The following is a 25697-nucleotide window of genomic DNA, read 5'->3' as shown; positions in this document are numbered from 1 at the left end:
GACGCACCTTGGGTAAAGGTGCGCCCGGTTCCGCCACTGGCGGCAACGGAAGAAACACCTCCGGTCGGCGCCGGAAGCCGAGCGTCAAAGGTGCCGCCACATGGTGATTACCCGCACAAACGCCGTTGGATCCCTGCTTTAGGCATCCCTGACCACATTATGCTCGGGCATCGCGCCAGGAACGGTAACGTTTCGTCCATCGCTTCGCCCGCATCTGATTTCGCATCAGCGCGAGAAACGCCGAGTGCGGTACTCTCGGTGGCTTGCCATTTGCCAGTCGTTCAAGCTGGAAATACGCCAGCACCATCGAGGCGAACCCCGCCAGCCTTTTGTTTTTCCAAGACACTTCCGGGATATTGACCGACTCTGATTTGCCATTCCGCCAGTTTTCGACAAGATCAGGTTCAAACGCCATCGCGCGGGCCACCCCAAGAACCGAGACGCCAATCCCGCCCCGGTTGTTGGCCAATGCATCCTCGGCAACAGCCCGAGAGCGAATGCCGCCGGTCACCATGATCGGCATTTTCGCGTTAGCAGCGATTTCCCGCGCGAAGTCTACAAAATAGGCTTCGCGCCGGGCCGTGCTGGAGCCATCCTCCTGCCTGCCCTGCATGGCCGGACTCTCATAGGAACCGCCGGACAATTCGACCAGATCAATAGCCATATCGCCAAGTTGGTTGACCACCCATTTGGCATCATCCTGCCCAAATCCACCTTTCTGAAAATCAGCCGAGTTCAGCTTCACCGAAACGGTAAAACTCCTGGACACGCTGGCCCGGATCGCGCGAACGACCTCAAAAAGGAAGCGCGCCCTATTCTCCAAAGAGCCGCCCCAATGGTCGGTACGGCGATTGGTCAAGGGCGATAGAAACTGGCTGATAAGATAGCCGTGGGCGGCATGTATCTGAACGCCGTCAAATCCTGCTTCTTCGGCCAACGCGGCTGTTCGAGCAAAACGGGCAATCAGGTCTTGAATTTCGGCCTCGGTCAGGGCCCGCGGCGGGTTGAAATTTTTGGACATACCGGGGATCTCGACCGGAACGTCGGACGCCGACAGCGCTTCTTCTCCCAGGCTCGCCAGGACCTGACGACCGGGATGATTGATCTGCATCCAGATTGCTCCGCCGCGCATCTGCCCTGCCTCGGCCCATTCCCGGAAAGGCGCAAGATCAGTTCCGTCTTCCAGAACCACGCTGGCGGGGCCGGACAGCGCATCAGCCGAGACCATTACGTTGCCGGTGATCAACAGGCCCGCCCCGCCCGCGGCCCAGCGGCGGTAAAGCCGGTGAATTTTCTCGTCTGGCACCTGCCCGAAAGCCGCCAGACTTTCTTCCATTGCAGCTTTTGCCAGACGGTTTCTGAGAACCGCGCCATTTGGCAATGTGAGCGGTTGAAACAGCGGTGAAACAGTCATCTTGGGATCCTTTTCTTCTCGATCCCAGGTGATATAAACCTTCGACAATGGTTGAAGGTCAAGGGCATGAAGATCGGAAAATTGGCAAAAGCCACAGGTGTGTCAGCGTCAAGCATTCGGTTCTACGAAAAACACGGCCTGATCCCACCGCCCGAGCGTCTGGAGAATGGTTATCGCGACTATCCCGACGCAATGATTTCCCGCATCAAGACCATCGCAATGAGCAAGTCGCTTGGCTTTTCTCTGTCGGAAATCAAGCGCTTCCTTCCGGAAGACCCGGAAATCACTATCCCGCGGCCCGAGGTGATCGCGAACCTAAAAAGCAAGTTGGCCGATGTGGATCAAAAGATCAAAGACCTGCACGGGATTCGCCGCGACCTGGACCAGATGATCGCCTATCTGAGTGACCCTGAGTCAAATGGCTGCTGAGGGTCTGGCAGCCTGAAACCTGCGCCCTGCGGGAGCACAAGACTTCGCTCCTCAGGCTTCGTATGCCGGAAGCTTTGACAGGGCGACCTTCAGCGCATCGCCCCACCCTTCGGATATGGTCCGAAAGTACTGATCGTCAGGCTCGAACCTTGAACGCGTGCCGGCCGTAAGGCTGTCTTCCTCATAAAGCAGCAGATCAAGCGGTGCACCGACGGACAAATTGGCCTTGATCGTTGAATCGAAACTGACCAGCAACAGCTTTACCGTTTCGGAAAAGCTCATGTCCGGATCAAACGCGCGTACCAGTATGGGGCGGCCGTACTTCGTCTCACCGATCTGAAAGAACGGGGTATCCTCACCGGCCTCGATGAAATTGCCCTCGGGATAGATCAGAAACAGGCGCGACGGGCCGCCTTTGATCTGCCCCCCCAGGATCAGGGTCGCGTGAAAGGCGCTGTCTGCCTGTTGGCCCGCTCGGGAATGCCCCTCGATGACGTCGTTCAGCGTCGCCGCAACCAATTGGGCGACCTGAAACATCGTCGGCGCCTCAAGGATCGACGGCGACCGGTCTTCCGGTGCTTTCGTACGTTCTTCCAGCAGGCTTATGGTGGCTTGGGTGGTCGCCAAGTTGCCAGCCGTCAACAAGGTGATTGAACGGTCGCCTTCGACGGTCCAATTGAACATCTTGTTGAAGGTGGACACGTTGTCGACACCTGCATTCGTGCGCGTGTCCGACATGAAAACCAGTCCGCGATTCAGCCGCATGCCCACAGCATAGGTCATCAGGTTCTCCGTTACTGCTGTGCGACCTGCAATTGAACCGTCAACTGCTCGCCCGCTGCCCCAATTCTGTTTCCTATTACCGGGGCCGCCTGGGCATAGTCCAGACCGGTTGCGACACGCACGTATCTGTCATCGGGTGAAATCCCGTTGGACACGTCGAATCCAACCCAGCCGAGCCCGTCCAAATGAACCTCGGCCCACGCGTGAGTGGCATCCTGCAATTCGGTTTCGTTCATCATCAGGTAACCCGAGACATAGCGGGCCGGCACGCCGATCTTTCGCGCGCAAGTGATGAACACATGCGCGTGGTCCTGACACACGCCGCGCCCGGCCTTGAGAGCGTCTTCTGCGCTCCAGTCCGGGTGCGAGCCTCCCACTTCGTAGGAGACCTGAGCCCGAACGCTTTCGGACAGGGCATGCATCCGCTCTAGCGGCTCACCATCCGGCAAAGCGGCAATCACGTCTGCAACACCCTTGCCCGGCGTTGTCAAAGGCGTGCTCCGCTGAAAAAGCCACAACGGCGTCGAGCCCTCGTGACGTCCCAACACACCATGCGTGTCTTCAACCTCAACAACACCCTCGGAGATTAATGAGATGCTTTGGGTATTCGCTTCGAAACTGATCAGTTCCACCGTGTTGCGATGGTAGTCCTCAAAGCTCAGCTCCTTGCGCCCCCCGGTCACTTCGGTGCTCCAAGAGAGGATATTCTGATTGCGGAAGGATTTGGGAGTTTTTCTCAGCTGCTGCAGGCCAAAGGGAACCGGCGCGTCGAAATCGTATCGTGTCTCGTGGCGAATATGCAGTTTCATTGGTCACTCATAGAACCGGTAGTCAACTTCAATCTGGCGGCTCAAGTATCCGAGATCCTTCAAAAAATCCTGAATGTACTCGTGTAGCCCAAGGTCAAAGATATCGGAAATCTGCCGGTCGAGGTACTTCTCGGACAGCGCATTGGCCGCCGTAACCGACGGCCCCGCAAAGCCATAGTCTTTGCTGAGATACGAAAGGTTCTCTTGGATTTTCCTGCAGCAGAAATGCAGGCTGCGAGGCATCCGCTGATCGAGGATCAGAAACTGAGCGATTTCCGACGGCCGGGTATTCTGGCCGTGGGTCATGCGATAGCCACCACCTGCACCCACGGACCGCAGAATGCTTTCCCATTGGATGTTGTCCAGTGACGAGCCGACCGAAAAGGCCGTCGGCAGAAGAACATAGTACTTCACGTCCAGGATGCGCCCGGTATTGTCGGCCCGCTCGACAAAGGTGCCGATCCGGGTGAAATCAAAAATATCGTTGCGCAGCATGGTCCCTAGCGTTGCGCCACGAACCAGAGCCGCCTGTTGACGAATAAGCTCCAGCGTCCCCGGCAGGTCTCTCTCGTTCACGCGGCGCTTCATGGCTTGATCAATCTGCATCCACGTGGCGTTCACCGCGCTCCAGACATCATGGGTCAATGCGGTTCGAACAAGACGCGCGTTGTCTCGCGCCTGCTTGATGACAGACTTGATCGAGGATGGGTTGTCGGCATCTCGCAACATCCAATCCACGGCATTGTCTTTTGAAATCTCATCATATTTGGCGCTGTAACCACCGAAAACGCCGGCGGTTTTCAGAACCGATCCCCATTCCGCATCGGAATTCTTGGTCCGGGTCAGCGCCATCCTCTGACCTGTTTCAAGCAGTCTGGCCGTGTTTTCCGCCCTCTCAAGATACCGGGACATCCAGAACAACCCGCCAGCAGTTTTTCCCAGCATGGTCAGTCCTCCAGAACCCAGGTGTCTTTGGTCCCGCCGCCTTGGCTTGAATTCACGACCAGAGACCCTTTTTTCAGCGCAACGCGCGTCAGGCCACCGGGGGTGATCTCGATCCCATCCGGGGAGACCAGAACAAACGGCCGCAGATCGACATGCCGGGGGGCAAGTCCCGAACGGGCGAAGATTGGTACTGTCGAGAGAGACAACGTGGGCTGCGCGATATAGTTCGACGGCCGCGACTTGAGCTTGTCACGGAAGGCCGCAATCTCTTTCTTGCTGGCGGTCGGACCGATCAGCATCCCATAGCCGCCCGAGCCGTGCACCTCTTTGACGACAAGGTCGGACAGGTTGTTCAATACGTAGGACAGCGACTCGGGGTCGCTGCAGCGCCACGTAGGAACGTTTTTGAGCAGAGGCTTCTCACCCGTGTAGAACTCAACGATTTCAGGCATGTAGGAATAGATTGCCTTGTCATCGGCAATGCCCGTGCCCGGTGCGTTGGCGATCGTAATACCCCCAGCCCGATAGACGTCCAGAATGCCGGGAACGCCCAGCGCGCTGTCCGGGTTGAAATTCAGCGGGTCCAGGAAATCATCGTCAACCCGGCGGTAAAGAACGTCGATTGGTTTGTAACCTCGCGTGGTGCGCATGCAGACGCGCCCATCGACAACCCGCAGATCGTGGCCCTCGACCAGTTCCACGGCCATCTGATCGGCCAGAAACGCATGTTCAAAATAGGCTGAATTATAGATCCCCGGTGTCAATACCGCGACGGTCGGCTCGCCGTCCGCGCAGGCCGGCGCACTGGACGCAAGCGAGCGTCTCAGATTGCGGGGATAATCGGATACATTGCGCACATTCGTGGCGCTGAAAAGCTCGGGGAACATCTTCAGCATGGTTTCCCGGTTCTCGAGCATGTAGCTGACCCCGGACGGCGTACGGGCGTTGTCTTCCAACACGAAGAACTCGTCTGGCCCGGTACGCACCAGATCGACGCCAACCACATGGGTGTAGACCTGCCCCGGCGGTGAGACACCCAGCATCTGCGGCAGGAAGGCTTCGTTGCTGGCAATCATCTCTGCCGGCACGCGACCGGCACGCACGATTTCCTGTCGGTGATAGATGTCGTGAAGAAACGCATTGATCGCCCGAACCCGCTGTTCGATGCCGCGTTCCAGACGCTGCCATTCGCGCCCTGAAATCACGCGCGGAACGATATCAAATGGGATCAAACGTTCTTCGGCCTCGGTCTTGCCGTAGACGTTGAAAGTAATCCCCGTCAGCCTGAAAACTTCTTCGGCTTCGCGCTGTTTGGCCCTCAGCCGTGAGACATCTTCCGCATTGAACCAACGTCCGATCTCTTCGTACGGACCTCTGAGAGACCCGTCGCCGTTGAACATCTCATCAAAATACTCGCTCATACGAGAAGTGTGACGATCAATTCAAACTTTGCAAGTTGTACGGGCTTTTCCAGTTGGCGGCCTATAGATAAATGCACAGTTTTCGAGCGAACAGCAGCCCGGCCGTCGATGACGAAACTGGTTCTGGGTGCAGCGAAAGTCATCGCCGCCACTCTACCGGCTTCTGGCTTCAATGACGTGCAGCCACCAAAGCAATTCTCGAAAGCAATCAGGGGCTACGGCTCCGCCAGAGAACCGGCTAAGCTCCCACCGCATCCAGTAGTGCGCCCCGGACTGCGTCTACCATTCTGGCACGGGGTGACATTGCCACACTCGCAAGACCGACGATGCGTCGGGGTCCGAACTGCTCCAGAGGAATTTTTTTGAGCCGCAAATGGTCATAAGACGCCAGACGACTGTCAGGTATGATCGAGACCCCGAGTTCAGCGGCGACCATGCTTGATATTGCCTCAAGGCTTTCAAGCTCCATGGCGTCTTTGACTTCTATACCCATCCTTTGCAACCAGGTCTCGATCTGCCTCCCCACAACCGCGTCGCGAGTGAACCGAATAAACGGCAGTGCGCCGAGAAGCTCTTCGGGAGAAAGGTCCGGAGTGTTTTCCGAGACGAGCAGGACCAGTTTCTCGGTCACGATTTCCGAGAACTCCAGCGACTTCGGCAGAATATCCGGGCGTGAGATGATTGCTGCGTGAACCTGCTTCCGGTCCAGCTGCAACAGCAGCTGATTGGTCAAGCCCGGAACAATTCTGACACGCACGTCAGGATGTTCTGACTTCAGCCTTGATAACGCAGCAGGCACCAAACCCGTCAAAGTCGTTGGAACTGCACCCAAGATGATCTCGCCGGCAAGTTCCTTGTCCAATCTCACCTTGTCAGCCAGGCCATCATACGCGGCGACGACCGCCGCCGCTTCTTCAACAAGCATGAGCCCCGCACTGGTCAGTTTGGGTGTCTTCGCCGACCGGTCAAACAAGTCGAGCCCCCACATGGCTTCAAGATTCCGCATCTGATGGCTTACCGCCGACGGCGTCAGATGCTCGGCCTCCGATGCTGCTCGAAAGCTTCCATGCCGATGTATTGCGATCAAAGTTCGCAACGCTCGAATGCTCATCTCAAAGACCTCGCCACTTTTGCCGGACCCGCAAAAAGGTGAGAGATTTTCACCGATGGATCAAATCATTTTCGTTTTTGTTTACATTTTTTGATCTGTACCCTGCGCGAAACAAGCTAAATGAAACAGCACCCTGAGGTCCCCATGGTTGCCCCAAAGTCCAACACCTACACGTCCATCGTTGCCAAGCCTTTCGCTCCTAACTTCGGGGCCGAGATCTATGGGGTCGATTTGAGCCAGCCTGTGCCCGAAGACCAGTTCGCCGAGATCCGCGATGCCTTTCACACCTATCAGGTTCTGTTCTTCAAAGAGCAGAAAGAGATACCGCCTGCGCAGCACATCGAGTTTGGGAAACGCTTCGGGCCGCTCCACGCACACCCCGCAGCCCCAACGATGGAAGGGTATCCGGAGATATTCGAGATCCATGCCACTAAAAATTCAAAGGTAGCCAACGGTGAGTTCTGGCACTCGGACGTGTCATGTGATGAGACGCCCCCATTGGGAACAATGCTTCAGATCCACATTGCCCCTCCTTGCGGCGGGGACACCATGTTCAGCGATATGTATGCGGCTTACGACGATCTGTCCGAACCGATCAAAAGCATGCTCGACGGACTGTCCGCCCTCCACAGCTCCGAACACATCTACAAGGGCCGGTACAGCGACCGGGGCCAAAAGGACGCGGATATTGATTGCCCCGAAGCAATTCATCCGATCGTCCGAACTCACCCCGAGACAGGACGAAAATCGCTGTTCGTCAACCGAACGTTCACAACGAAGATTATCGGCTTGTCGGACAAGGAAAGTGAGGCGATCCTCAACATGCTTTTCGAGCATGCCGAACAGATCAACTATCAAATCCGGTTCCGGTGGTCGCTCAACGATATGGCGTTTTGGGACAATCGTTGCTGTATGCATCGTGCCATCTGGGACTATTGGCCCGCGGAACGAAAGGGGCGGCGTGTAACCGTGAAAGGCGACCGACCCGTCTAGTTCTGACGGGACGGGATTTCTGGGTCGAAGAAACCATTTTGGGAGCGCGAAGTGCAAGCTGCAGTCGTCAGAGAGTTCAACGAGGACCTTTCGATTGAAACGGTCCCGGACCCAACCTGCCCCGACAACGGAGTGGTCTTGGAGGTCGCCGCCTGCGGCGTGTGCCGCTCGGACTACCACGGCTGGTCCGGTGCCCACCCGAAAGTTCAAAACGGCTCCATTCTGGGGCACGAGTACTGTGGAACCGTTGTCGAGGCCGGGTCGAATGCGAAACACAAGGTGGGTGATCGCCTCATCGCCCCATTCATCCTGGGCTGCGGCAATTGCCATGCCTGTCAAACCGGAGTGTCGAATACCTGCGCCAACCAGATCGTTCCCGGATTTGGCGCACCGGGCGCCTATGCGGAATATGTTGCGGTGCCTTTTGACCATAACTTGGTTCACTTGCCAGACACACTCTCCCCTGCCCTCGCCGCCGGCCTTGGCTGCCGCGTCACCACCGCATGGCATGCTTTGACGGACCGAGCAGACGTTGCTGCGGGCGAATGGGTTGCTGTTCATGGAACCGGAGGAATTGGTCTGTCCGTCCTCTTGCTTGCGAAAATGCTAGGATGCCGGGTTGTCGTGGTGGATGTGGTCGATGAGAAACTCGAGCACGCAAAACTCCACGGCGCGGACGCGACGGTCAATGCATCCAAAGAGGATGCGGCGACCGCGATCCTGGAAATCACCGGTGGAGGAGCGCAAGTTTCCATCGAAGCTCTGGGCATCGAAACCACGACGAACGCTTCACTGGAGTGCCTCGCGATCTTGGGCCGTCATGTGCAGATTGGGATGCCGTCGGGTGACGGTTGGATGCGCATGAACATGCGCGCGATATATTCCAAACAGCTCTCGGTTTTTGGCACCCGGGGCATGCCGTCCTGGAAGTACCCGCGTCTGCTTGGCCTGATCGAGCGGGGTGACGTAGACATACAGCCGATGGTGGCCAGAGAAGTCCGCCTTGAGGATGCCAGCGGTGAGCTTCGCGCGATGCGTGGCCCGACCTCGCCGGGCACCGCTGTAATCACGAGTTTTCGACCTTGATTGGGTGCCTGCGTCTTGCAGGATGCACGCAGGCCAAAAGGCTAAAAGTGTTGAAAATAAATAACTTAAGGCAAGTATCGGCGTTTGCCCCGGCTATCGCCACACACGCCGAAAACACTGTTCCCGAAAAATATTGTGAAGCCGTTTCAACAAGAAAAGCCCGCCCAAACAGTTTTGGTCAGTTCAGGCGGGCTAGCCTATCAGAGAATGAAATCACCTTCGTCTAGGCTGCTGGCGCGGACGCCGAACAACGAGATTTCCGTGTCTCCCAAATCGATCTTGGTCTTGAAGAAACGGCCGCTGATCGCATCCTCGACCTCCTCATAGTCTGTGAAGCCATAGGCGCTGAGGTCGATCTTGTCGCGACCTGCGCGAAAGCCGAACACAGTGTCATGTCCGCCGCCTTGTTCGAAGACGAAGCTGTCAGAGCCCGAGCCGCCGATGAGTTTGTCGTTTCCGGCACCGCCCGCGATCTCGTCATTTCCACGGCCGCCGAAGATGATGTCGTTTCCGCCCTCGCCGTTCAGGGTGTCGTCACCCTTGCCGCCGAAAACCTTGTCCCGACCGTCACCGGCGAGAACCAGATCGTCCCCACTTCCTGCGAAAACGATATCGTTGCCGCCCTTGGCATCGATCAGGTCATTGTCCCGGCCCGTGCGGATGACTTCGCGACCATCGTCTCCGATGACGAAATCGACTGCCCCGGAACCGTCAGATTGCAGCAGATCGGCGGGCAGCAGAACGCCGTTCAACACATGAATCACACCGTTAGACGCCTGAATGTCGGTCGCGATGAGGCTTGGATCCTGAATGTCCGGATCGGCGTCGATAAGGGTAAGGGTCTCGGCATCCACACCAATCGTTCCGCCCTGGAGCGTTTCGATTTCCTCAGATGCCAGAACCTGGCTGGCCTGCAGGCTTTCACCCGAGACATGGTAGGTCAGCACCGTTGTCAACAGCTCGATGGGATCGTTTCCGCCGTTAAGCAAACGCAGTGCGTCAACAAGGTATGCAAAAGCTCCGCCCTCATCGCTGCCTTCGTATCCCAGCGAGTTGGAGAGCGCGATAAACGCGTCATCGGTCGGCGCAAAGGCCGTAAGATCGGCATTCGGGTCATTCAGGGCGCCCGCCAGATCAGCCGCGATCAGGGCTTCTCGAAGAATGTCGAAATCACCCCCGTTTTCGTCAAAGCCGGATGCGCCGCTTACCGCAAGAACGGTTTCGGTGATCGTCGGGGCGTCATTGCCTGGCAGATCGATCGGCAGCAGAACCCGATCAATCACGTGGACCACGCCATTGTCCGCCAGAATGTCTGTCTGCACCAGCGACGGGTTGATGAGGTCCGGCTCCAGATCGCCAAGTGTCGGCAATTCGGACGCATCGATCACTCCGCCCTGAAGTGAGGTCACCGAACCCGCCGACGCAATCTCGGACGAACCTTGGGTGCCTGCTGCAACATGATAGGTGACGATCGTCTCAAGCAGCGTTGCGGTTTCGACCGGATCTTCGTTCAGAGAGGTCAGAAATGCGGTTACGGCTGCGGTGTCAGTAACGTCGCCCGCAAAACCCAGATCAGCTGCGAGCTGCCCGAATGCCGCGTTTGTCGGGGCAAAAACCGTGTAGGTCGCAGAAGAGTCACCAGCCGTTCCACTGAGGACACCGAGGTAGTCAGTCCCCTTCTGGTCATCGATAAAACCTATTGCTGCGACAAGAATGCTAAAGCTTGGATTTCCTGCGGCAATTCCTGCAATTGTCGTCATAATTTCCTCCACCTGAGATTTGCAAGCCAACGATTGGCTTACCGCTGGTACGGAGCGCACAGGCCGTTCGGATCAAATATTTCTGAATCACGATATGTCCCCGGCGGTGGCGCGTAGAGCGTTCCCGGGCTCGCTGAGGCCGAAACCAAAAACAAATCCAACCGGGTCAGATCAGCGTATCGATCATCAGTTGAGAACAAAGGTGACGGCCAATGGGAAAACCCAAATTCGTAGTTGAAATGGGGCGTCAGGAACTTCGCGAAGTGCGTCGGCAAAGCTGGCGGCTGTACGTTTTTGTCGGTGTTCTCAGTTGCTTCACCAACCTTCTGATGCTGACAGGGCCATTGTACATGCTGCAGGTGTACGACCGGGTTTTGGGCAGCCGATCCGTGGAAACGCTGGTCGCTCTCTCGGTGCTTGTTGCGTTCTTGTACGGCATTCTGGGCCTGCTTGAATATGCTCGGGGAAGAATTTTCGGACGCGTCGCGGCACGTTTTCAGGCACGGCTTGACCGTCGGGTATTCGAGGCGGTGCTGCGCAAAGCCTCGGTCGCTCCGGACGATCAAACGGAAACCGGCCTGCGCGATCTTGAGGCTGTTCAGCGGCTTTTGTCTTCTCCGGTTCCAATGGCCTTTTTCGACGTGTTTTGGACTCCCGTCTTCCTCTTGGGCATCTGGATATTCCACCCTTGGCTTGGTGCTGTCGCCGCGCTGGGTGGCTTGGTCATCTTGGCACTGACCGGCTTGAACCGATTTTTTTCGGCACGGCCCATGTCGAATGCCAGCCGCGCTGTCGCCTCGTCCGAAGCAATGTCCAACCAGTTGCGGAACGAAGCCGAAATCGTTGAGGCGATGGGTATGCGCGATGCGACCTTCACGCGGTGGAAGGCCTTGCGCGACCGGGCGCTGAAGGAGCAGATCCGCTCGGCTGACGTAAGCGGCAGCTTTGCCAACGTAACAAAGACTTTCCGGTTGTTTTTGCAGTCGGCCATCCTTGGTGTCGGTGCATTTCTTGTGCTTCAGGGGGAACTGACTGCAGGCGCAATGATTGCCAGCTCAATCCTGCTGGGCCGGGCGCTGGCACCGATGGAGCAGCTTGTGGCGCAATGGCAGTTGGTTCAGACCGCAAAAAGAGGCTGGGACAATCTGGCCGAACTGCTCGGCACCGTACCCCCCGAACGTGTGAATACGCGACTGCCGAAACCCAAAGCCAAGTTGGTTGTTCAAAACCTGACCGTCTTTCCGCCGAACTCACGGCAAGCCGCTCTGAAATCCGTTTCCTTCAACGTGAACCCCGGCGAAGCAGTTGGCTTGATTGGGTCGTCCGGCGCGGGGAAATCCACACTTGCCAGATCCTTGACTGGCGTATGGCGTCCGCACAGCGGCACGATCCGGCTGGATGGCGCCGCGCTGGATCAATACGGCTCGACCGAACTTGGCGGCCTCATCGGCTATCTTCCGCAGCGGTTTCAGCTGTTCGACGGCACCATTGCCGAAAACATTGCCCGAATGGCGCCCGAGCCGGACGATGCCGCTGTCGTGGCAGCCGCAAAGAAGGCAGATGCGCATGAGATGATACTACGGCTCGCTGATGGCTACGACACCTACGTATCGGCAAACGGAGGGCAACTGTCCGGTGGTCAGATGCAACGTATCGGCCTCGCCCGCGCCATGTACGGCGACCCCGTTTTGCTGGTGCTGGACGAACCAAATTCAAACCTCGACGTCGAAGGCAGTGCCGCGGTCAATCGCGCAATTGAAGAGTTCAAGGCAAACGGAAAATCCGTGTTGATCGTGGCCCATCGGCCGGCCGCAATCCAGGAATGCGACAAGCTGATAATGCTTGAAAACGGCACCGTCCGGGACTTCGGCGCCAAGAAAGACGTGCTTCGGAAACTCGTTATCAACCACGAACAAATCGCAAAAACCGCCAGACAGGGAGGCCTGAAATGAAACCGGAACGGTCCGACATCAACTCGTCCCTTTCCTGGTCAGCGCGCGGACCAGTGCTCGTGGGTCTCGTGGGTCTGATGCTGTTGCTTGGAGGCTTTGGATATTGGTCCTTCACGACCAATATTGCCGGGGCAATAGTTGCCAGCGGTCGAATTGAAGTCGATCAAAATCAACAGGTTGTGGAACACCCCGATGGCGGCGTGGTCGCCGAGATACTTGTCGACGAAGGGTCCCTGGTCGAGGCCGGTGATGTCCTGATCAAGCTGGCATCCAATGACCTTGCCACCAAATTGGCGATCGTCGAAAAAGAGCTTTACGAACTCATGGCCCGCCGCGGCCGGCTTGAGGCGGAAAGAGACGGAAACGAAGAAATTCGCTTTGATCCCATACTTCAGCAAGCCGCATCTTTGGACATCGACATCGCGGACTTGGTCTATGGGCAGGAACGATTGTTTGTGGCGCGCAAGCAATCCATCGCGCAGGAGATCGATCAGCAAGTCAAAAGGGTTGGTCAGATCGACAGCCAGATTGTCGGGATTGATGCTCAAAAACTGGCGCTTGCCACCCAGCTGGACCTGATCCGAAAGGAACTGACGGATCAGGAGTCTTTGTTTGAACGCGGATTGGCCCCCGCATCCCGCGTTCTGTCATTGCAACGGGAAGAGGCACGCCTGAGCGGCACGATGGGTGACCTGACAGCCCGTATCGCGGAATCCGAAGGGCGAAAGACAGAAATCGAGATTCAGATCCTCAAATTGCAAAGCAAACGTCGCGAAGATGCCATTACCCGCCTCAGGGACCTACGGTATCGGGAACTGGAGTTGCGCGAGGAAACGACGAATATTGCAGAGCGTATCGCCAACCTTGAAATCACGGCGCCTGTCTCTGGGGTCGTACACGGATTGAACATCTTCAGCCTTGGCGCGGTTGTGAAACCGGCTGATCCGGTATTGTACCTGGTTCCGCAGGATCGTCCGCTGATCATAAGTGCCCGCGTCGACCCCATTCACGTCGACCAGATGTTCGTCGGACAAGATGTCGTTTTGCGCTTTTCGGCCATGGATCAGCGCAAGACGCCCGAATTGACAGGACGGGTCACCCTGGTTTCTGCGGATGCGTTCGAGGAAGCTTCGACAAACCAGACCTACTACACAGCCGAGATCGCACTGAACGCCGGCGAGCAGAAAAAACTGCCCGCGGAAACACCTCTGGTCCCTGGAATGCCGGTCGAAACCTTCATACGGACGCAGGACAGAACACCGATTGCCTACCTGATCAAACCGTTCAGCGACTACTTTGCGAAAGCATTTCGTGAGACTTGAGTGTGGGCCCCGTGTCGCCGTCAAATCAAGCCACGAGCGATTCACATAGGTCTCTCTGGCCCTGCGCGGGAAACCCGTGCGCTCCGGCTGGCTCCGACGAACCTTGTGCACCTCTCGCTTAAACAAACCAAAGGCTGACTTTGCGTTGCGGAAGGGCGCCCAAACGCCGTTCAGTTGACGGTGCAACATCGTTGGTCAACGATAGGCTTGACGCTTCAGGTCAGCATTCCACCGCACAGACGCGGCTTTGACACAGGGAACTCGGCGGCCATCGGTTGAAGTCCGCTCAACTTCTGAATCGCAACCCAACCGGATCGTTTGACCGTCTGGCCACGCATTGCGGCAACCACGCTGTCCGCAGACTTTCAGACGGCATCAACGCCGCAGATCGAACGGTCAAATACCTGCATCGACGAGCAACGAGACCCGGCTCAATCAGACGGCATTTGCGCCGTTGGTGTCGACATGGAAATCGCTCGTTCCTCATCCGTCATATCTTCGGCAATCCCTTCAAAGAGCGGTGTCGAAAGATACCGTTCGCCTGTGTCGGGCAGCATCACCAGCATCACCGATCCGTCCGGGGCGCTTTTGGCCACTTCCATTGCGATGGCAAATGTGGACCCCCCTGAGATTCCGGTGAAAATCCCCTCCTCTGCGGCCAGACGCCTGGACCAGGTGATACCGTCCGCTCCGGCGACGGGAAGCAGTTCATCATAATAAGCATTGTCCAGAGCTTCCTGAAGCACATACGGGATGAAATCGGGCGTCCAACCCTGAATGGGATGCGGCTCGAAAGCCGGATGGCTCTCAGTAGGCTGATGGGCCTCATTGCGGGTGTTCACGTAGCCAGACCCGACAATCGCAGCGTTTGCAGGCTCGGTCAGGATGATCTTGGTGTCAGGGCGATCGCGCTTGAGCACGCGCGACACGCCCGAAACGGTACCGCCTGTTCCATAACCGGTGATCCAGTAGTCAAGCCGCTCTCCTTCGAAATCACTGAGTATTTCCCTCGCTGTCGTGGCCTCGTGGATGTCGGCGTTGGCGCTTGTCTCGAATTGGCTGGCGAGAAACCAGCCATTTGCCTCGGCCAACTCCTTGGCCTTGGAGTACATCCCAAAACCCTTGAGCGCACGAGGCGTCAGCACAACCTTGGCCCCAAGAAACCGCATCAACCGGCGGCGTTCCACCGAGAAGCTGTCAGCCATAGTGACCACAAGCGGATAACCCTTTGCGGCACATACCATCGCAAGACCTATCCCGGTATTTCCCGAGGTAGCCTCGACGACCGTTTGCCCGGGTTTCAGCCGACCTTCCCTTTCGCCCGCTTCGATGATGTTCAGCGCAAGGCGGTCCTTGACCGAGCCCGCGGGGTTGAAGGCTTCAAACTTGACGTAGACCGTCACGTTGGCCGGCGCGATTTTGTTGATGCGAATGCACGGCGTGTTGCCGACCGTGTCCAGGACGCTGTCATATAAACGGCCGCGCCCGGATGTGGTTCGAATTTCCATTTGCCCCTCCTGCTTATCCACTTTTCTTAAAATGCGAAGAAGACTGCCACAAGCGCGATGCAATTGATAGAACGTCAACAGCACAGTAGAGGAACGGACCTTCTCCCACGCTACTAAAGCTGAGAGCCGATTGGCAAAATACTGAAAAATCCAGCCACGATATGATCCCAAGCCGAACCCGTTGGTTCTGAGTCATATTCAAGAATTTCTCCGTTCTCGCCCCGTGTTCTCCATTTGAGTTGGCCAGCACTCTCCAGCGTCACATGATACGTATATGCTGGAATCGCATCGTCCAAAGCTCCCATGGTTTGTGCGGTCAGCGCAGGAGAGTCGATGAGAATGCCCATTTCCGTGTTGATGTTGACTGAACGCGGGTCCCAATTGAACGAACCGACAAACAGATATCGGTCATCGACAGCGAACGCTTTGGAATGAAGACCTGACCGAGATTGAGCCCAGTTTATTCCACGACGTTGGACCTGATAAGCGTCAGGCCGCAATTCATAGAGCTCGACCCCACCGCGCAGCAACGCCCGGCGTTTCTTGGCGTAGTGCGCATAGACTGGTGCTACGTCGTTTGAAGCAAGCGAGTTGGTTACGACTTTGACGTCGACACCTCGGTTTTCCAGTTCGGTCATCCACTTCACGCCGTTGTTGCGTGGCACGAAGTAGGCCGAAACGATATTGACCTCCCTGTCAGCACCTTCGAAATACGGCAGCAGTTGCGACGCAAGAATTGGATCTGAGTTATCAAGCCCTGCGGCTTTGGAAGGCGGATCAGCGTAGAGTTTTGCGGGCACCCAATCCAAGGAAAGCGTGCCGTCTGCAAAATTCTCCCTTGCAGATTTTCTGAGAGCTTCGCCGTACTGGGTCTGCTTTGCCGCCTTTACGAGATCATTCAGTCTGCTTCGCGCTTGGCCAAGCGAAAATTCTTCAGGTTGCCCGACGACCACGCGGGCCGGAACCGCGAACTCACTGTTCCAATATTCGTCAAAGCTGTGTGAAACTTCATTTACGACAGGACCGGCTGCCAGAACATCCAGATCCGCGTAGTTCATTTCCTCCCGCGCCAGGAAGTACTCGGCGCCGATATTCCGACCACCGACAATTGTGAACACGTTGTCTGCGGTCATCGACTTATTGTGCATTCTGCGATTGATCCGCTTGAAGTCCGTGAGCCCGGCAATGATCAGGCTTTGGTCGCGCCAGAAAGGATTGAACAGACGGATTTCAATATTCTCGTGGTAGTCCAAAGCGGCTGTCATCGCGTCGTATCCGGATGTGTCCATGTCATCCAAAAGCAAGCGAACAAGTACACCTCGATCCGCCGCCTGCAAAAGGCTGGCCGCGAAGAGGTGACCTGTCGGGTCGTTATGCAAAAGGTAGTATTGAGCGTCGATCGATTGTTCAGCCGCTGCAGCGAGTAGGAGCCGCGACACCAAGGCTTGTTCACCGTCGCTGATCAATTTGACACCGGACCGGCCGTCTTTGGGGTCTCCGAGCCGGGTCGCCGCCTGCCCAAGTGCGCTGTTTGTCCTTGCCGAAAATGAAACCGAATTGGTCTTCTCATATGTACGAACTTTTGGGGCACAAGCGACAAGAGCGAATGTGCAGAACGCACAAAACATGATTGTCCAAGGCTTCATCGACTTCCTCCGCTCGTCACACATAGGTGACTACGCCAAGAGGCAAGAATGCAAGTATGTTCCGAGAAAGGTGGGGAGGTTTCCTGAAGTAGTGTCGTTCCAGAGGAATTGCGGTTCGAAGCCAGTCAGCCCGTCATGAGTATTAGATTGATCGACTGATGAAGCATCCTGTCCACAATCGAAAGACAATCTGTTCGTCGCTGAATCGTTTCCTCGGCATCGCCAGACTCCCTTGTTGCCAGAAATGTACCCAAAATCTCGTACTCGGTTCGGACCAGTTTCAGGGGTCAAGACCACCCTCTCGGCGCGCCCCGAAAAAAGGTGCACGATTCCAAGGGTGCTTTTCATCAACGGGATCGCAGTGTCGCGAAAAAAGCGGCAAAACTCGTCTTCTTTACCTGACCGCCTCGTCACCTGAAAAATTCGCATGACCATACATCCATCCTCCCAAAGGTGCGGTTTCTGAATGTATGTGTGCCTCGCACGATCCGGCTTAGCGTACTCGATACCGAGTGTCAGTTTATGGCTCGGAGCAGTCGCTAATAGTCCAATTCAACAGGCGCATTGCGGACGAAGCCGCCTAATATTCAGCTTGTTGGGGTGTGTGATAACGGCCCAAGGAGGACCTTGGGGAAATTTTGACCCGGTGCCGTCAACTGCTGTTTCTAGCACAAAAGGCTGCTACGCGGGTAAAGCTCACACACTCTTCTTCGTGTTGAACGGTTGCTACAGAGAAGTGACGAAGTGCGCCAAATCACCGGTCAACTGTTGTGTTCTGCCCGCGGTCTTCCTATGTGCACTTAATCGGAAATGGAGATTTTATGTCCCGGTAAGGAAGGGAGGCAGCGCGCCTCCCGGAGCATATTCAAAATCTGAAGCACCGCCGTCGCTTTGTTGCCGACGGAGTGTTTTGATGTGCGCACTCTTTCCTACCATCAGCGCCCAAATCTGACCTGGGCCAGAGACATGAAAGTGAACACCCTATGACAAGGGATTACTCCGACTTCCTTCCGCTTCGCGCAAGCGACGCCGGATCGCACGCCAATCCCAGCCCTCTTCAGGCATTGGGATGGCAACCGTTTTTCGCCCAACAGATCAGCGTAGAGGACTTGTCGGCGACACCTCCCGTTCGCGTTGTCGAAGTGCATCGCAATGGGCTGCATGTCGTCGGTGACGGCATAGATACGGTACTTCCGCCGGGAGCCGACGCAACTGTCGGAGACTGGCTGATGCTGGACTCCACACGTCCGCGCTCCAGTCGGGTTCTTGAGCGCACAAGCCTCATAAAGCGGCGTGCGCCCGGAACCGACCGGCAGGAACAACTGATCGCGGCGAACATTGATACGGCCTTTATCGTCACGTCTTGCAATCAGGACTTCAAGGTGGCCCGGCTCGAACGCTATGCAGCTCTGGCTTTTGAGGCACGGATGACACCCGTCATCGTCGTCACAAAGACCGACCTCGTGACAGACCCGCAGAACTATGTCGACGCGGCTCGCGCGGTATCGGACATGATCGATGTGGTCGCCCTTGACGCCCGCGGAGATGCGCCACGGACAAAACTGCTTCCCTGGTGCAAGCCCGGCAAGACGGTGGCGTTTCTCGGCTCATCTGGTGTCGGGAAGTCGACGTTGGCCAATGCGCTGCTCGAGAGCCAGTCCATTGAAACCCAAACCATTCGAGAGGACGACGCAAAGGGGCGGCATACGACAACGCGGCGCGAGCTTCATGCGATGCCCAATGGCTGTCTGGTCCTGGACACTCCGGGCATGCGGGAACTGCAGCTCACCGACGCAGCGGAAGGCATCAATGATCTTTTCGCCGACATTCAGGAGTTGGCCGCACAGTGTCGATTCAAGAACTGTCAGCACGAATCTGAGCCGGAATGCGCTGTTTTGAAGGCTATCGATGAGGGTGTTCTTGATGGCGATCGGCTTCGCAGATGGCGCAAGCTCATGGCCGAAGATGCGTTTAACTCGGCGAGTCTTGCGGAACGCAGGTCGCGCGACAAGGCGTTCGGGAAGATGGTCCGCGGAGTCAAAAAACTCAAAGATGTCAGGAAGTAAGGCGATGACACAGTCGAAAGCCGGTCAAATCGTATGGCATGACCTGTTCACACCGGACAGGGCGCGTTCAATGGCATTCTACCAGCACGTCGCCGACTGGACTTATGAAGTCGAGCGGGCATCGGATTTTGCATGGGGTGGCGGTGAGCAGGATTTCGTCCTCGCCCTCTCCGGTGACGAAGCGGGCGCGGGGTTAATCGAGACGCCTCCGGAGCAAGCGAAGGGCTGGGTCGCCTACATCGAGGTCCCCGACGTGGACCTGGCGGCCAAGCGCGTCGACACGCTCGGAGGCAAAATCGTTCGGGAGCCATTCGAGGTGCCGGGCGTCGGGCGCAACGCACTCGTTCGCGATCCGCTCGGCGCGTTGGTGGGGATTTCGCTGTCTCGGCACAGTTTCCCCGTGCCGAGACGGCAGTTTGGCCCTGAAGTGTATATCGGCAAAGGTGATGACTTTCCGCAAGCGTTCTACATCGAACTCTTCGGATGGCAGGTGTCTCCCGATAAGGACCAGGATTGCGCCACTCTCCTCGGGCCTCGGGGCCGTCTTGTTGCAATCCAGCATGCGGCGACTTGGGCAACCGCCTCAAACGCATCTTGGGTCCCTTGCCTTAAAGTTACTTCAGTCCCCGACCCCATCCGTGTTGCTGAAACCAAAGGCGCAGGTCCGGCCTCCTTGAAGGTGAGCGAAACCGTTCAAGCTCAAATCCCCATCCTATGTGATCCGGACGGAGTGCCGTTTGCGTTCGGCGGCAAGCAGACAAACCGCTTCTAGCCACTCGCAGATTCTTCTCAGGAACTGCAGAGCGGATATTTTCCGCTCTGCAGGGGCGGGAACTCAGCGCCTATGCGCGCTAGTGGACAGTGCGTTGGTTGGGATCCAGCCGCCGACTTGTTTCTGATGTCAGTTCTCTGATGCATTGGTCCGGCATAGGGGGTGTGAACCGTAGCCGCTTGGTTTGAGACCAATGGCCGACACCCAGTCCCTAACAAGTCTCGCGTACTTCCGTGTCGAGACGTGGAAAGCCGACTTTCAAGGGATATCCTGAATTCTGAAGTCGCAAACCGCGTTGCTTCCGTCGGCTGTGACCTCGACGCAGACCTCATTGACCGAGATTGCATTTCATTCGGCTTCGTCTGGGTCCGAAAATGGGTCGACAACAAGTACCAGACGCTTTGCGATGGAGCCAATTCAAGTCGGTGTTTGAGTTCAAACTACCGTTGATCGCTTGCGCGTGCGCCTCTCAAACAACTTCTTCTGGAAAAACAGATGCAAGACCAAACCGTTACGGTTATGCCAATTGCTTCAGCCGTGGCATCAAATCCAACAGTTCCCGCGTATACGGATGCTCTGGAGCTTCGAACAACGCGTCCGTCTCCTGAACTTCAAGCAGCTTCCCATGTCGCATCACGCCCACCCGGTCACACATCTGACGTACGACCGGGAGATCATGGCTGATAAAGAGCATAGTCAGGCCCAGATGCTCCTGCAGGTCTTTGAGAATGTTCAGGATTTGCGCCTGAATGGACACGTCCAGGGCGCTGGTCGGCTCATCGCAGATCAGAAAACGGGGCTGAGTTGCGAGGGCGCGAGCAATACAAATGCGCTGACGCTGCCCACCGGAAAACTCGTGTGGATACTTGCGCCACGCGTCCTTGGCCAGGCCAACCCAGTCAAGCAATTCGCGCACGCGCGGTTCAATAGCGGGCTTGGGCAGGATTTTGTGATGATGGATGGGCTCGGCAACGAGGTCCCCGACCCTCATGCGGGGATTTAGGCTGGAGAACGGGTCTTGAAAGATCATCTGGATCTGGCGGCGGTAGGCTTGCAGGGCCTCTGCCTCCATCACTGTGACGTCTTCGCCGTCAAAGATCACCCTACCACCGTCTACGGGATAGAGTGTTCCAATCATCCGGGCGACTGTGGACTTGCCAGAGCCACTTTCGCCGACAAGGCCGAAAACCTCACCGTCGCGAATGTCGAAACTCACCTGATCGACGGCAGTGAAGTACTTGCGTTGCGAGGGCAGCAGCCCGCCCTTTTGCAGGAACGTCTTAGTAATGTTTTCGATTTCCAGCAGTTTGCCGGATTTGGACAGATCGGTCTTTTCCCAATGGGCCGCCAGATCGTCGATCTTGAAGGTTCTTTCCCGCTCGCCATAATTGACCACTGGGAAACGCTCGACTTTGGTGTGCGGGCGCGGCACGGCGGCAATCAGAGATTTGGTATACTCATGTTTCGGTGCGCCGAGGATCTGATCGGTCGTTCCGCTTTCAACCACATGACCGGAATACATCACGGTTACCGAGTCGGTGGTGTCGGCGATAACGCCCATGTCGTGGGTAACGAGGATCACGCCGACCTGACGCTCCTTCGCCAGTTCCTTGATCAGATCCAGCACCTGCGCTTGGACAGAAACATCCAAGGCCGTTGTGGGTTCGTCAGCGATCAGAACACTGGGCTCGGTACAGAGTGCGAGCGCGATTACCACCCGCTGACGCATCCCTCCGGAGAACTGGTGCGGATACTGGTTGAAACGGTCCGCCGGGTCGGGGATGGACACGCGATCCAGCAGCGCAATAGCGCGTTTTTTGGCCTCGGAAGCGGAAAGGCCGAGGTGAAGCTGGATCGTCTCGACCAATTGCTCACCCACGGTGAACAACGGGTTCAGCGAGGTTAGCGGGTCCTGAAAGATCATCCCGATCTCTTTGCCCCGGATTCGGCGTTTGTCCTCGGCGTCCAGTTCGTCAATCCGACGACCGTTCAGCCAGACTTCGCCTTCGGAGACATGGGCCGGGGGATCCAGAAGGCCGATCACGGCGTTGCCGGTCATGGACTTGCCAGCACCGCTTTCGCCGACAACGCCCCGGATCTCGCCAGAATGCAGGTCGTAGGTCACATGCTCGACCGGCTTGAAGATGCCGTGGCGTGTGGGGATTTCCACTGTCAGGTTGCGGATCGAAAGAACGGGATCGGTCATTTCAGCCTCGGGTTCAGAACGTCACGCAACCAGTCGCCCAACAGGTTCACACTCAGCGCCAGTGCCAGCAGGGTGCAAGCCGGGAAGAACAGGATCCACCACTCACCCGAGAACAGGAATCCCTGCCCGATGCGGATCAGCGTCCCCAGCGAAGGCTGTGTCGGCGGCGCGCCAACGCCAAGAAAACTGAGCGTCGCCTCTGCAATGATCGCCAGCGCCAATGAGATCGTCGCGATCACCAGCACCGGTGACAGTACATTGGGCAGGATATGGCGCAGCATGATGGTCAGCGGGCTTTGCCCGATGATGCGCGCGGCGGCGACGTAATCTTTGTTCTTCTCAACCAGCGTTGCGCCCCGGACCACCCGAGCAAACTGCACCCAATCGGACAGGCCAATGGCCAGGATCAGCACCCAGATCGCCATCTGGTCGCGATACTCCACCGGGGTAATGCCTTTGGCGATCCCAAAGATCAGCATGGCCAGAAGGATCGATGGGAAAGTCAGCTGCACATCCGCCGTGCGCATGATGATGGTTTCGGTCCAGCCGCCGAAATACCCTGATAACAGGCCCAGAATGATCCCCAGAACCATCGCGAACAGAACGGCTGCCACCCCAACGAATAGCGAGATCCGCATTCCGTAGAGGATGGTCGAGAACACATCACGCCCCTGATCGTCTGTGCCCATCAGGAAGGTTTCGCCTGTAAAGGCATTGGGTTCCATTGGCGGGGTGAAGCCGTTCATCAGGTTCAGGCTGGCCGGATCAAACGGGTTTGTCGGCGCAATCAGTGGTGCGAGGATCGTGGCCAGGATCAGGATCAATGCCGCCGTCGCCGACACCATGGCGACGGGCGAGCGGCGGAAGGCGTAGAACTGGTCGCTGTCCAGAATGCGTTTCACACGGCTCATGCGCTGACCCTCAGGCGCGGGTCGATGAAGGCGTAAAGGATATCGACCGCAAGGTTGATGGTGACAAAGATGACCGAGATCATCATCAGGTATGCTGCCATGACAGGGATATCCACGAATTGGATTGCATTGATGAACAAAAGGCCCAGGCCCGGCCACTGAAACACTGTCTCGGTGATGATGGCAAAGGCGATGATGGCCCCCAGTTGCAGGCCGATAATCGTGATGACCGGGACCATAGTATTCTTCAGCGCATGGCGGAAATTGATGGTCCGGTCACTCAGCCCACGGGCGCGGGCAAAGCGGATATAGTCTTGCCGGAGTACTTCCAGCATCTCGGAGCGCACCAGCCGCATGATGAGGGTCATCTGGTATAGACCCAGTGTAATCGCGGGCAGGATCAGCGCCTTGAGTCCGCTGCTTGTCAGCAAGCCGGTGTTCCACCAGCCCAGATCCACGACTTCTCCGCGTCCAAAACTGGGCAGCCAGCCAAGTTCGACCGAGAAGATGTAAATCAACAGGATGCCGATCAGGAACGTCGGCAGGGACACCCCGATCAGAGAGGCTGACATGATGAAATTCGCTGCAAACCCGTCTCGCCGGATTGCGGTGAACACACCCAGCGCGATGCCCAAGACTATGGCAAATACGGCTGAGACCAGCGCCAGTTCCAACGTTGCCGGAGCGCGTTCGGCCAGGATTTCCGCGACCGGACGCCCTTGACGGAAGCTGACGCCGAAATTGCCCTGTACCGCTTCCTGCAAAAACTTCACATATTGCACCGGAAACGGCTGATCGAGCCCCAACTGCGACCGCAGACGTTCCACATCTTCCATGGTCCGCTCTTGCCCCAGCATGTTGTCGATCGGATCTCCGACAAAGCGGAACATGGAAAAGGCGACCAGGCCCACGACGAACAGAACCAGCGCCGACTGAGCCACACGCCTGATAATGTATGACAGCATTTAGTTGACCGTTACCCAGCGCAGAAGGAAGAAGTTGTCGGGCCGTTGTGTCAGCTCGATATTGCTGCGCGCGCCCCAGACCAGCGGTTGAACGTAAAGCGGTACATAGGCCACCTCATCGTGCAGGATACCTGCCACCTCGTCCAGCATTGCCTGACGTGTGGGTTCGTCAATCTCGGACTGGATCAGCGGCAGCAATTCATCCACGCGAGCGTTCGAATAGCCGCCAAAGTTCCACGACCCCAACTTCTTTTCCTCATTTGGGGTCGAAGCGAGGAAACGCACGGGATGCTCGGCATCGAACGTACCGGGTGACCAACCCAACAGATACATATCAAAGTTGTCGGCCCGCAGTTCAGGCCAGTAGTTCTGAACCGGCATCGCATCGAGCGTCACGTTCAGCCCGGCCTGAGACAGCATGGCGGTGATCGCCTGGCAAACGGCTTCGTCGTTCAGGTAGCGATTGTTGGGGCATTTAAAGCTGATCTCAGCCCCCTCAGCGCCAGCCTCGGCCAGCAAAGCTTTGGCACCCTCGGGATCGTAGCCATAGGGGTCCGCATTCGCAGCCGAATAGCCACGCATCGCGGGACTGACCAACTGGCTCGCCACCTCAGCATTGCCGCGCATGATGGTTTGCAGGATGGCTGGAACGTTGACTGCCTTTGCTACCGCCTCGCGGACGCGCACATCCCGGAAAAGGTCCGAGCCACCCTGCCCGGCTTCGCTCGAGCCTTCCTGCTGATCAAACCCCAGCATGATCACGCGCGCTTCGACGCCCTGAATGACCTTCACATCCGGACTGCCTTGCAACCGAGCCACATCCTGAATTGGGACCGGGTTGATGAAGTCGACATCTCCGGACAACAAAGCCGCCAGAGCGGTTGCCGGGTTTTGGATTGGCACCAATTCAGCGCGGGTCAGGTTGTGTTCTGCTGTGTCCCACCAGCCGTCGAACGGCTCCAGAACAGTGCGCAGGCCCGGCTCTCGCGCGGTGACTCGGAAAGCACCGGTGCCATTGGCGTTCAGGGTCGCATAGTTGCCCGATTCTTTGTCAGGGAGTGCTGCGTCGTTTGCCTCGGCCCAGCCGCTATCCATGATCATCCAGTTGGCAATGCTGTCCGGGAAAATCGGGTTCGGCGCAGTGGTCATGACATCGACGGTATAGTCGTCAACTTTCACCACCTCGCTGACGGGCGCGAACCAGCTGCGGGTGTCCGAATTTTCGTCAGACGCCCGCTGGTACGAGAAGATCACGTCATCCGCATTGAATTCAGAACCATCATGAAACGTTACGCCCTCGCGCAGTTTGAACCGCCATCCGGCTCCATCCCCGATGGTCTCCCAACTCGTGGCCAGCGCCGGTTCAATGGTCATGTCCTTGCCCCTGCGCACAAGCCCTTCGTAGACGTTATTCAAGAAACCTAGAACCGGGGCAGAGTTGACAGCATGAGGATCCATTGTTTGCGGGTCCGTTGTAACGGCAAACGTGAACTCTTCGCCTGCGACGGGCAAGGCAAGCGCGCAGAATAGCGCGGCAGTGGTCAGACGTTTCATGATAGCTCCCACTCTTTGGTGGCGGGCCTCGCATCCCGAGGCCC

20 protein-coding genes and 1 pseudogene are annotated in these 25697 nt (G+C 57.1%); 7 read left to right on the top strand and 14 right to left on the bottom strand.

The genetic code is table 11. The features are described from left to right. Window positions 1-157: 157 nt before the first annotated feature. Window positions 158-1414: an NADH:flavin oxidoreductase/NADH oxidase family protein gene (locus tag ACR0JC_RS00290; protein WP_170339869.1), complete on the bottom strand. Its 1257-nt coding sequence runs from the start codon at window positions 1412-1414 to the stop codon at window positions 158-160. A 66-nt stretch (window positions 1415-1480) separates the two neighbouring features. Here ACR0JC_RS00290 and ACR0JC_RS00285 point away from each other — a divergent pair, with 66 nt between their 5' ends. Next, window positions 1481-1843, top strand: a complete 363-nt coding sequence (locus ACR0JC_RS00285; protein WP_170339871.1) for a MerR family transcriptional regulator — start codon at window positions 1481-1483, stop codon at window positions 1841-1843. 51 nt (window positions 1844-1894) lie between these two features. Here the strand turns inward: ACR0JC_RS00285 and ACR0JC_RS00280 are convergent, their stop codons facing one another. The 5 genes from ACR0JC_RS00280 to ACR0JC_RS00260 form a co-directional block, all read right to left on the bottom strand. Further along, a complete protein-coding gene (locus tag ACR0JC_RS00280) occupies window positions 1895-2626 on the bottom strand; it encodes a proteasome-type protease (RefSeq protein WP_170339269.1) in 732 nt (243 codons plus the stop codon). A gap of 11 nt (window positions 2627-2637) precedes the next feature. Beyond that, entirely contained in the window at window positions 2638-3435 is a 798-nt protein-coding gene (locus ACR0JC_RS00275; protein WP_170339873.1) for a transglutaminase family protein, read from the bottom strand. Between the two features lie 3 nt (window positions 3436-3438). After that, on the bottom strand, window positions 3439-4380 hold the full coding sequence (locus tag ACR0JC_RS00270) for an alpha-E domain-containing protein (protein WP_170339875.1): 942 nt from the start codon (window positions 4378-4380) through the stop codon (window positions 3439-3441). A gap of 2 nt (window positions 4381-4382) precedes the next feature. Further along, on the bottom strand, window positions 4383-5801 hold the full coding sequence (locus ACR0JC_RS00265; protein ID WP_480762910.1) for a circularly permuted type 2 ATP-grasp protein: 1419 nt from the start codon (window positions 5799-5801) through the stop codon (window positions 4383-4385). Between the two features lie 238 nt (window positions 5802-6039). Continuing rightward, window positions 6040-6912, bottom strand: a complete 873-nt coding sequence (locus ACR0JC_RS00260; RefSeq protein ID WP_170339877.1) for a LysR family transcriptional regulator — start codon at window positions 6910-6912, stop codon at window positions 6040-6042. Between the two features lie 120 nt (window positions 6913-7032). Between ACR0JC_RS00260 and ACR0JC_RS00255 the strand changes: the two genes are divergently transcribed. Both ACR0JC_RS00255 and ACR0JC_RS00250 read left to right on the top strand, forming a co-directional pair. Beyond that, complete coding sequence (locus ACR0JC_RS00255; RefSeq protein WP_217361073.1) at window positions 7033-7905, top strand: TauD/TfdA dioxygenase family protein; 873 nt, start codon at window positions 7033-7035, stop codon at window positions 7903-7905. A 51-nt stretch (window positions 7906-7956) separates the two neighbouring features. Next, a complete protein-coding gene (locus ACR0JC_RS00250) occupies window positions 7957-8991 on the top strand; it encodes a zinc-binding dehydrogenase (protein ID WP_170339879.1) in 1035 nt (344 codons plus the stop codon). A 200-nt stretch (window positions 8992-9191) separates the two neighbouring features. Here the strand turns inward: ACR0JC_RS00250 and ACR0JC_RS00245 are convergent, their stop codons facing one another. Then, window positions 9192-10751: a fasciclin domain-containing protein gene (locus tag ACR0JC_RS00245; protein ID WP_170339880.1), complete on the bottom strand. Its 1560-nt coding sequence runs from the start codon at window positions 10749-10751 to the stop codon at window positions 9192-9194. A 212-nt stretch (window positions 10752-10963) separates the two neighbouring features. Here ACR0JC_RS00245 and ACR0JC_RS00240 point away from each other — a divergent pair, with 212 nt between their 5' ends. Continuing rightward, window positions 10964-12703, top strand: coding sequence for a type I secretion system permease/ATPase (locus tag ACR0JC_RS00240; protein WP_480762901.1), 1740 nt, complete (start codon window positions 10964-10966; stop codon window positions 12701-12703). Then, entirely contained in the window at window positions 12700-14025 is a 1326-nt protein-coding gene (locus tag ACR0JC_RS00235) for an HlyD family type I secretion periplasmic adaptor subunit (protein WP_170339882.1), read from the top strand. Before ACR0JC_RS00240 ends, ACR0JC_RS00235 begins: the two co-directional genes overlap by 4 nt. 431 nt (window positions 14026-14456) lie before the next feature. On the opposite strand, the gene ACR0JC_RS00230 is transcribed toward ACR0JC_RS00235, so the two are convergent. Both ACR0JC_RS00230 and ACR0JC_RS00225 read right to left on the bottom strand, forming a co-directional pair. Beyond that, a complete protein-coding gene (locus ACR0JC_RS00230) occupies window positions 14457-15533 on the bottom strand; it encodes a PLP-dependent cysteine synthase family protein (protein WP_170340095.1) in 1077 nt (358 codons plus the stop codon). A 113-nt stretch (window positions 15534-15646) separates the two neighbouring features. Continuing rightward, window positions 15647-17179 carry a phospholipase D family protein gene (locus ACR0JC_RS00225; RefSeq protein ID WP_170339883.1) on the bottom strand — a complete coding sequence of 511 codons (1533 nt, stop codon included), beginning with the start codon at window positions 17177-17179 and terminating at the stop codon, window positions 15647-15649. A gap of 983 nt (window positions 17180-18162) precedes the next feature. Between ACR0JC_RS00225 and rsgA the strand changes: the two genes are divergently transcribed. Further along, on the top strand, window positions 18163-19245 hold the full coding sequence (gene rsgA, locus ACR0JC_RS00220; RefSeq protein ID WP_170339886.1) for a ribosome small subunit-dependent GTPase A: 1083 nt from the start codon (window positions 18163-18165) through the stop codon (window positions 19243-19245). A gap of 4 nt (window positions 19246-19249) precedes the next feature. Further along, window positions 19250-20017 carry a VOC family protein gene (locus ACR0JC_RS00215; RefSeq protein WP_254430716.1) on the top strand — a complete coding sequence of 256 codons (768 nt, stop codon included), beginning with the start codon at window positions 19250-19252 and terminating at the stop codon, window positions 20015-20017. 135 nt (window positions 20018-20152) lie between these two features. On the opposite strand, the pseudogene ACR0JC_RS00210 reads toward ACR0JC_RS00215, so the two are convergent. From ACR0JC_RS00210 to ACR0JC_RS00190, 5 genes and pseudogenes are all read right to left on the bottom strand, one after another. Then, window positions 20153-20263, bottom strand: a pseudogene (locus ACR0JC_RS00210) (integrase); the annotation flags it as partial. 271 nt (window positions 20264-20534) lie between these two features. Next, the gene (locus tag ACR0JC_RS00205) at window positions 20535-22223 is read right to left on the bottom strand and encodes an ABC transporter ATP-binding protein (protein ID WP_170339890.1); all 1689 of its coding nucleotides are present in this window, start codon (window positions 22221-22223) and stop codon (window positions 20535-20537) included. After that, on the bottom strand, window positions 22220-23134 hold the full coding sequence (locus ACR0JC_RS00200; protein ID WP_480762896.1) for an ABC transporter permease: 915 nt from the start codon (window positions 23132-23134) through the stop codon (window positions 22220-22222). The genes ACR0JC_RS00205 and ACR0JC_RS00200 overlap by 4 nt, the downstream gene beginning before the upstream one ends. Further along, window positions 23131-24099 (bottom strand): ABC transporter permease, encoded by a 969-nt coding sequence (locus tag ACR0JC_RS00195; protein ID WP_170357427.1) that lies wholly within the window; start codon window positions 24097-24099, stop codon window positions 23131-23133. Before ACR0JC_RS00195 ends, ACR0JC_RS00200 begins: the two co-directional genes overlap by 4 nt. Beyond that, the gene (locus ACR0JC_RS00190) at window positions 24100-25653 is read right to left on the bottom strand and encodes an ABC transporter substrate-binding protein (protein ID WP_170339896.1); all 1554 of its coding nucleotides are present in this window, start codon (window positions 25651-25653) and stop codon (window positions 24100-24102) included. Window positions 25654-25697 lie beyond the last annotated feature (44 nt).

Source organism: Ruegeria sp. CH5 (assembly GCF_056537025.1).
This window is presented reverse-complemented; position numbering and strand designations above follow the sequence as displayed.

Bases quoted from the DNA above. Each gene is read 5' to 3' on its own strand.
- ACR0JC_RS00290 (WP_170339869.1), bottom strand. From the start codon at position 1,414: ATGACTGTTTCACCGCTGTTTCAACCGCTCACATTGCCAAATGGCGCG.
- ACR0JC_RS00285 (WP_170339871.1), top strand. From the start codon at position 1,481: ATGAAGATCGGAAAATTGGCAAAAGCCACAGGTGTGTCAGCGTCAAGC.
- ACR0JC_RS00280 (WP_170339269.1), bottom strand. From the start codon at position 2,626: ATGACCTATGCTGTGGGCATGCGGCTGAATCGCGGACTGGTTTTCATG.
- ACR0JC_RS00275 (WP_170339873.1), bottom strand. From the start codon at position 3,435: ATGAAACTGCATATTCGCCACGAGACACGATACGATTTCGACGCGCCG.
- ACR0JC_RS00270 (WP_170339875.1), bottom strand. From the start codon at position 4,380: ATGCTGGGAAAAACTGCTGGCGGGTTGTTCTGGATGTCCCGGTATCTT.
- ACR0JC_RS00265 (WP_480762910.1), bottom strand. From the start codon at position 5,801: ATGAGCGAGTATTTTGATGAGATGTTCAACGGCGACGGGTCTCTCAGA.
- ACR0JC_RS00260 (WP_170339877.1), bottom strand. From the start codon at position 6,912: ATGAGCATTCGAGCGTTGCGAACTTTGATCGCAATACATCGGCATGGA.
- ACR0JC_RS00255 (WP_217361073.1), top strand. From the start codon at position 7,033: ATGAAACAGCACCCTGAGGTCCCCATGGTTGCCCCAAAGTCCAACACC.
- ACR0JC_RS00245 (WP_170339880.1), bottom strand. From the start codon at position 10,751: ATGACGACAATTGCAGGAATTGCCGCAGGAAATCCAAGCTTTAGCATT.
- ACR0JC_RS00240 (WP_480762901.1), top strand. From the start codon at position 10,964: ATGGGAAAACCCAAATTCGTAGTTGAAATGGGGCGTCAGGAACTTCGC.
- ACR0JC_RS00235 (WP_170339882.1), top strand. From the start codon at position 12,700: ATGAAACCGGAACGGTCCGACATCAACTCGTCCCTTTCCTGGTCAGCG.
- ACR0JC_RS00230 (WP_170340095.1), bottom strand. From the start codon at position 15,533: ATGGAAATTCGAACCACATCCGGGCGCGGCCGTTTATATGACAGCGTC.
- ACR0JC_RS00225 (WP_170339883.1), bottom strand. From the start codon at position 17,179: ATGAAGCCTTGGACAATCATGTTTTGTGCGTTCTGCACATTCGCTCTT.
- rsgA (WP_170339886.1), top strand. From the start codon at position 18,163: ATGACAAGGGATTACTCCGACTTCCTTCCGCTTCGCGCAAGCGACGCC.
- ACR0JC_RS00215 (WP_254430716.1), top strand. From the start codon at position 19,250: ATGACACAGTCGAAAGCCGGTCAAATCGTATGGCATGACCTGTTCACA.
- ACR0JC_RS00205 (WP_170339890.1), bottom strand. From the start codon at position 22,223: ATGACCGATCCCGTTCTTTCGATCCGCAACCTGACAGTGGAAATCCCC.
- ACR0JC_RS00200 (WP_480762896.1), bottom strand. From the start codon at position 23,134: ATGAGCCGTGTGAAACGCATTCTGGACAGCGACCAGTTCTACGCCTTC.
- ACR0JC_RS00195 (WP_170357427.1), bottom strand. From the start codon at position 24,099: ATGCTGTCATACATTATCAGGCGTGTGGCTCAGTCGGCGCTGGTTCTG.
- ACR0JC_RS00190 (WP_170339896.1), bottom strand. From the start codon at position 25,653: ATGAAACGTCTGACCACTGCCGCGCTATTCTGCGCGCTTGCCTTGCCC.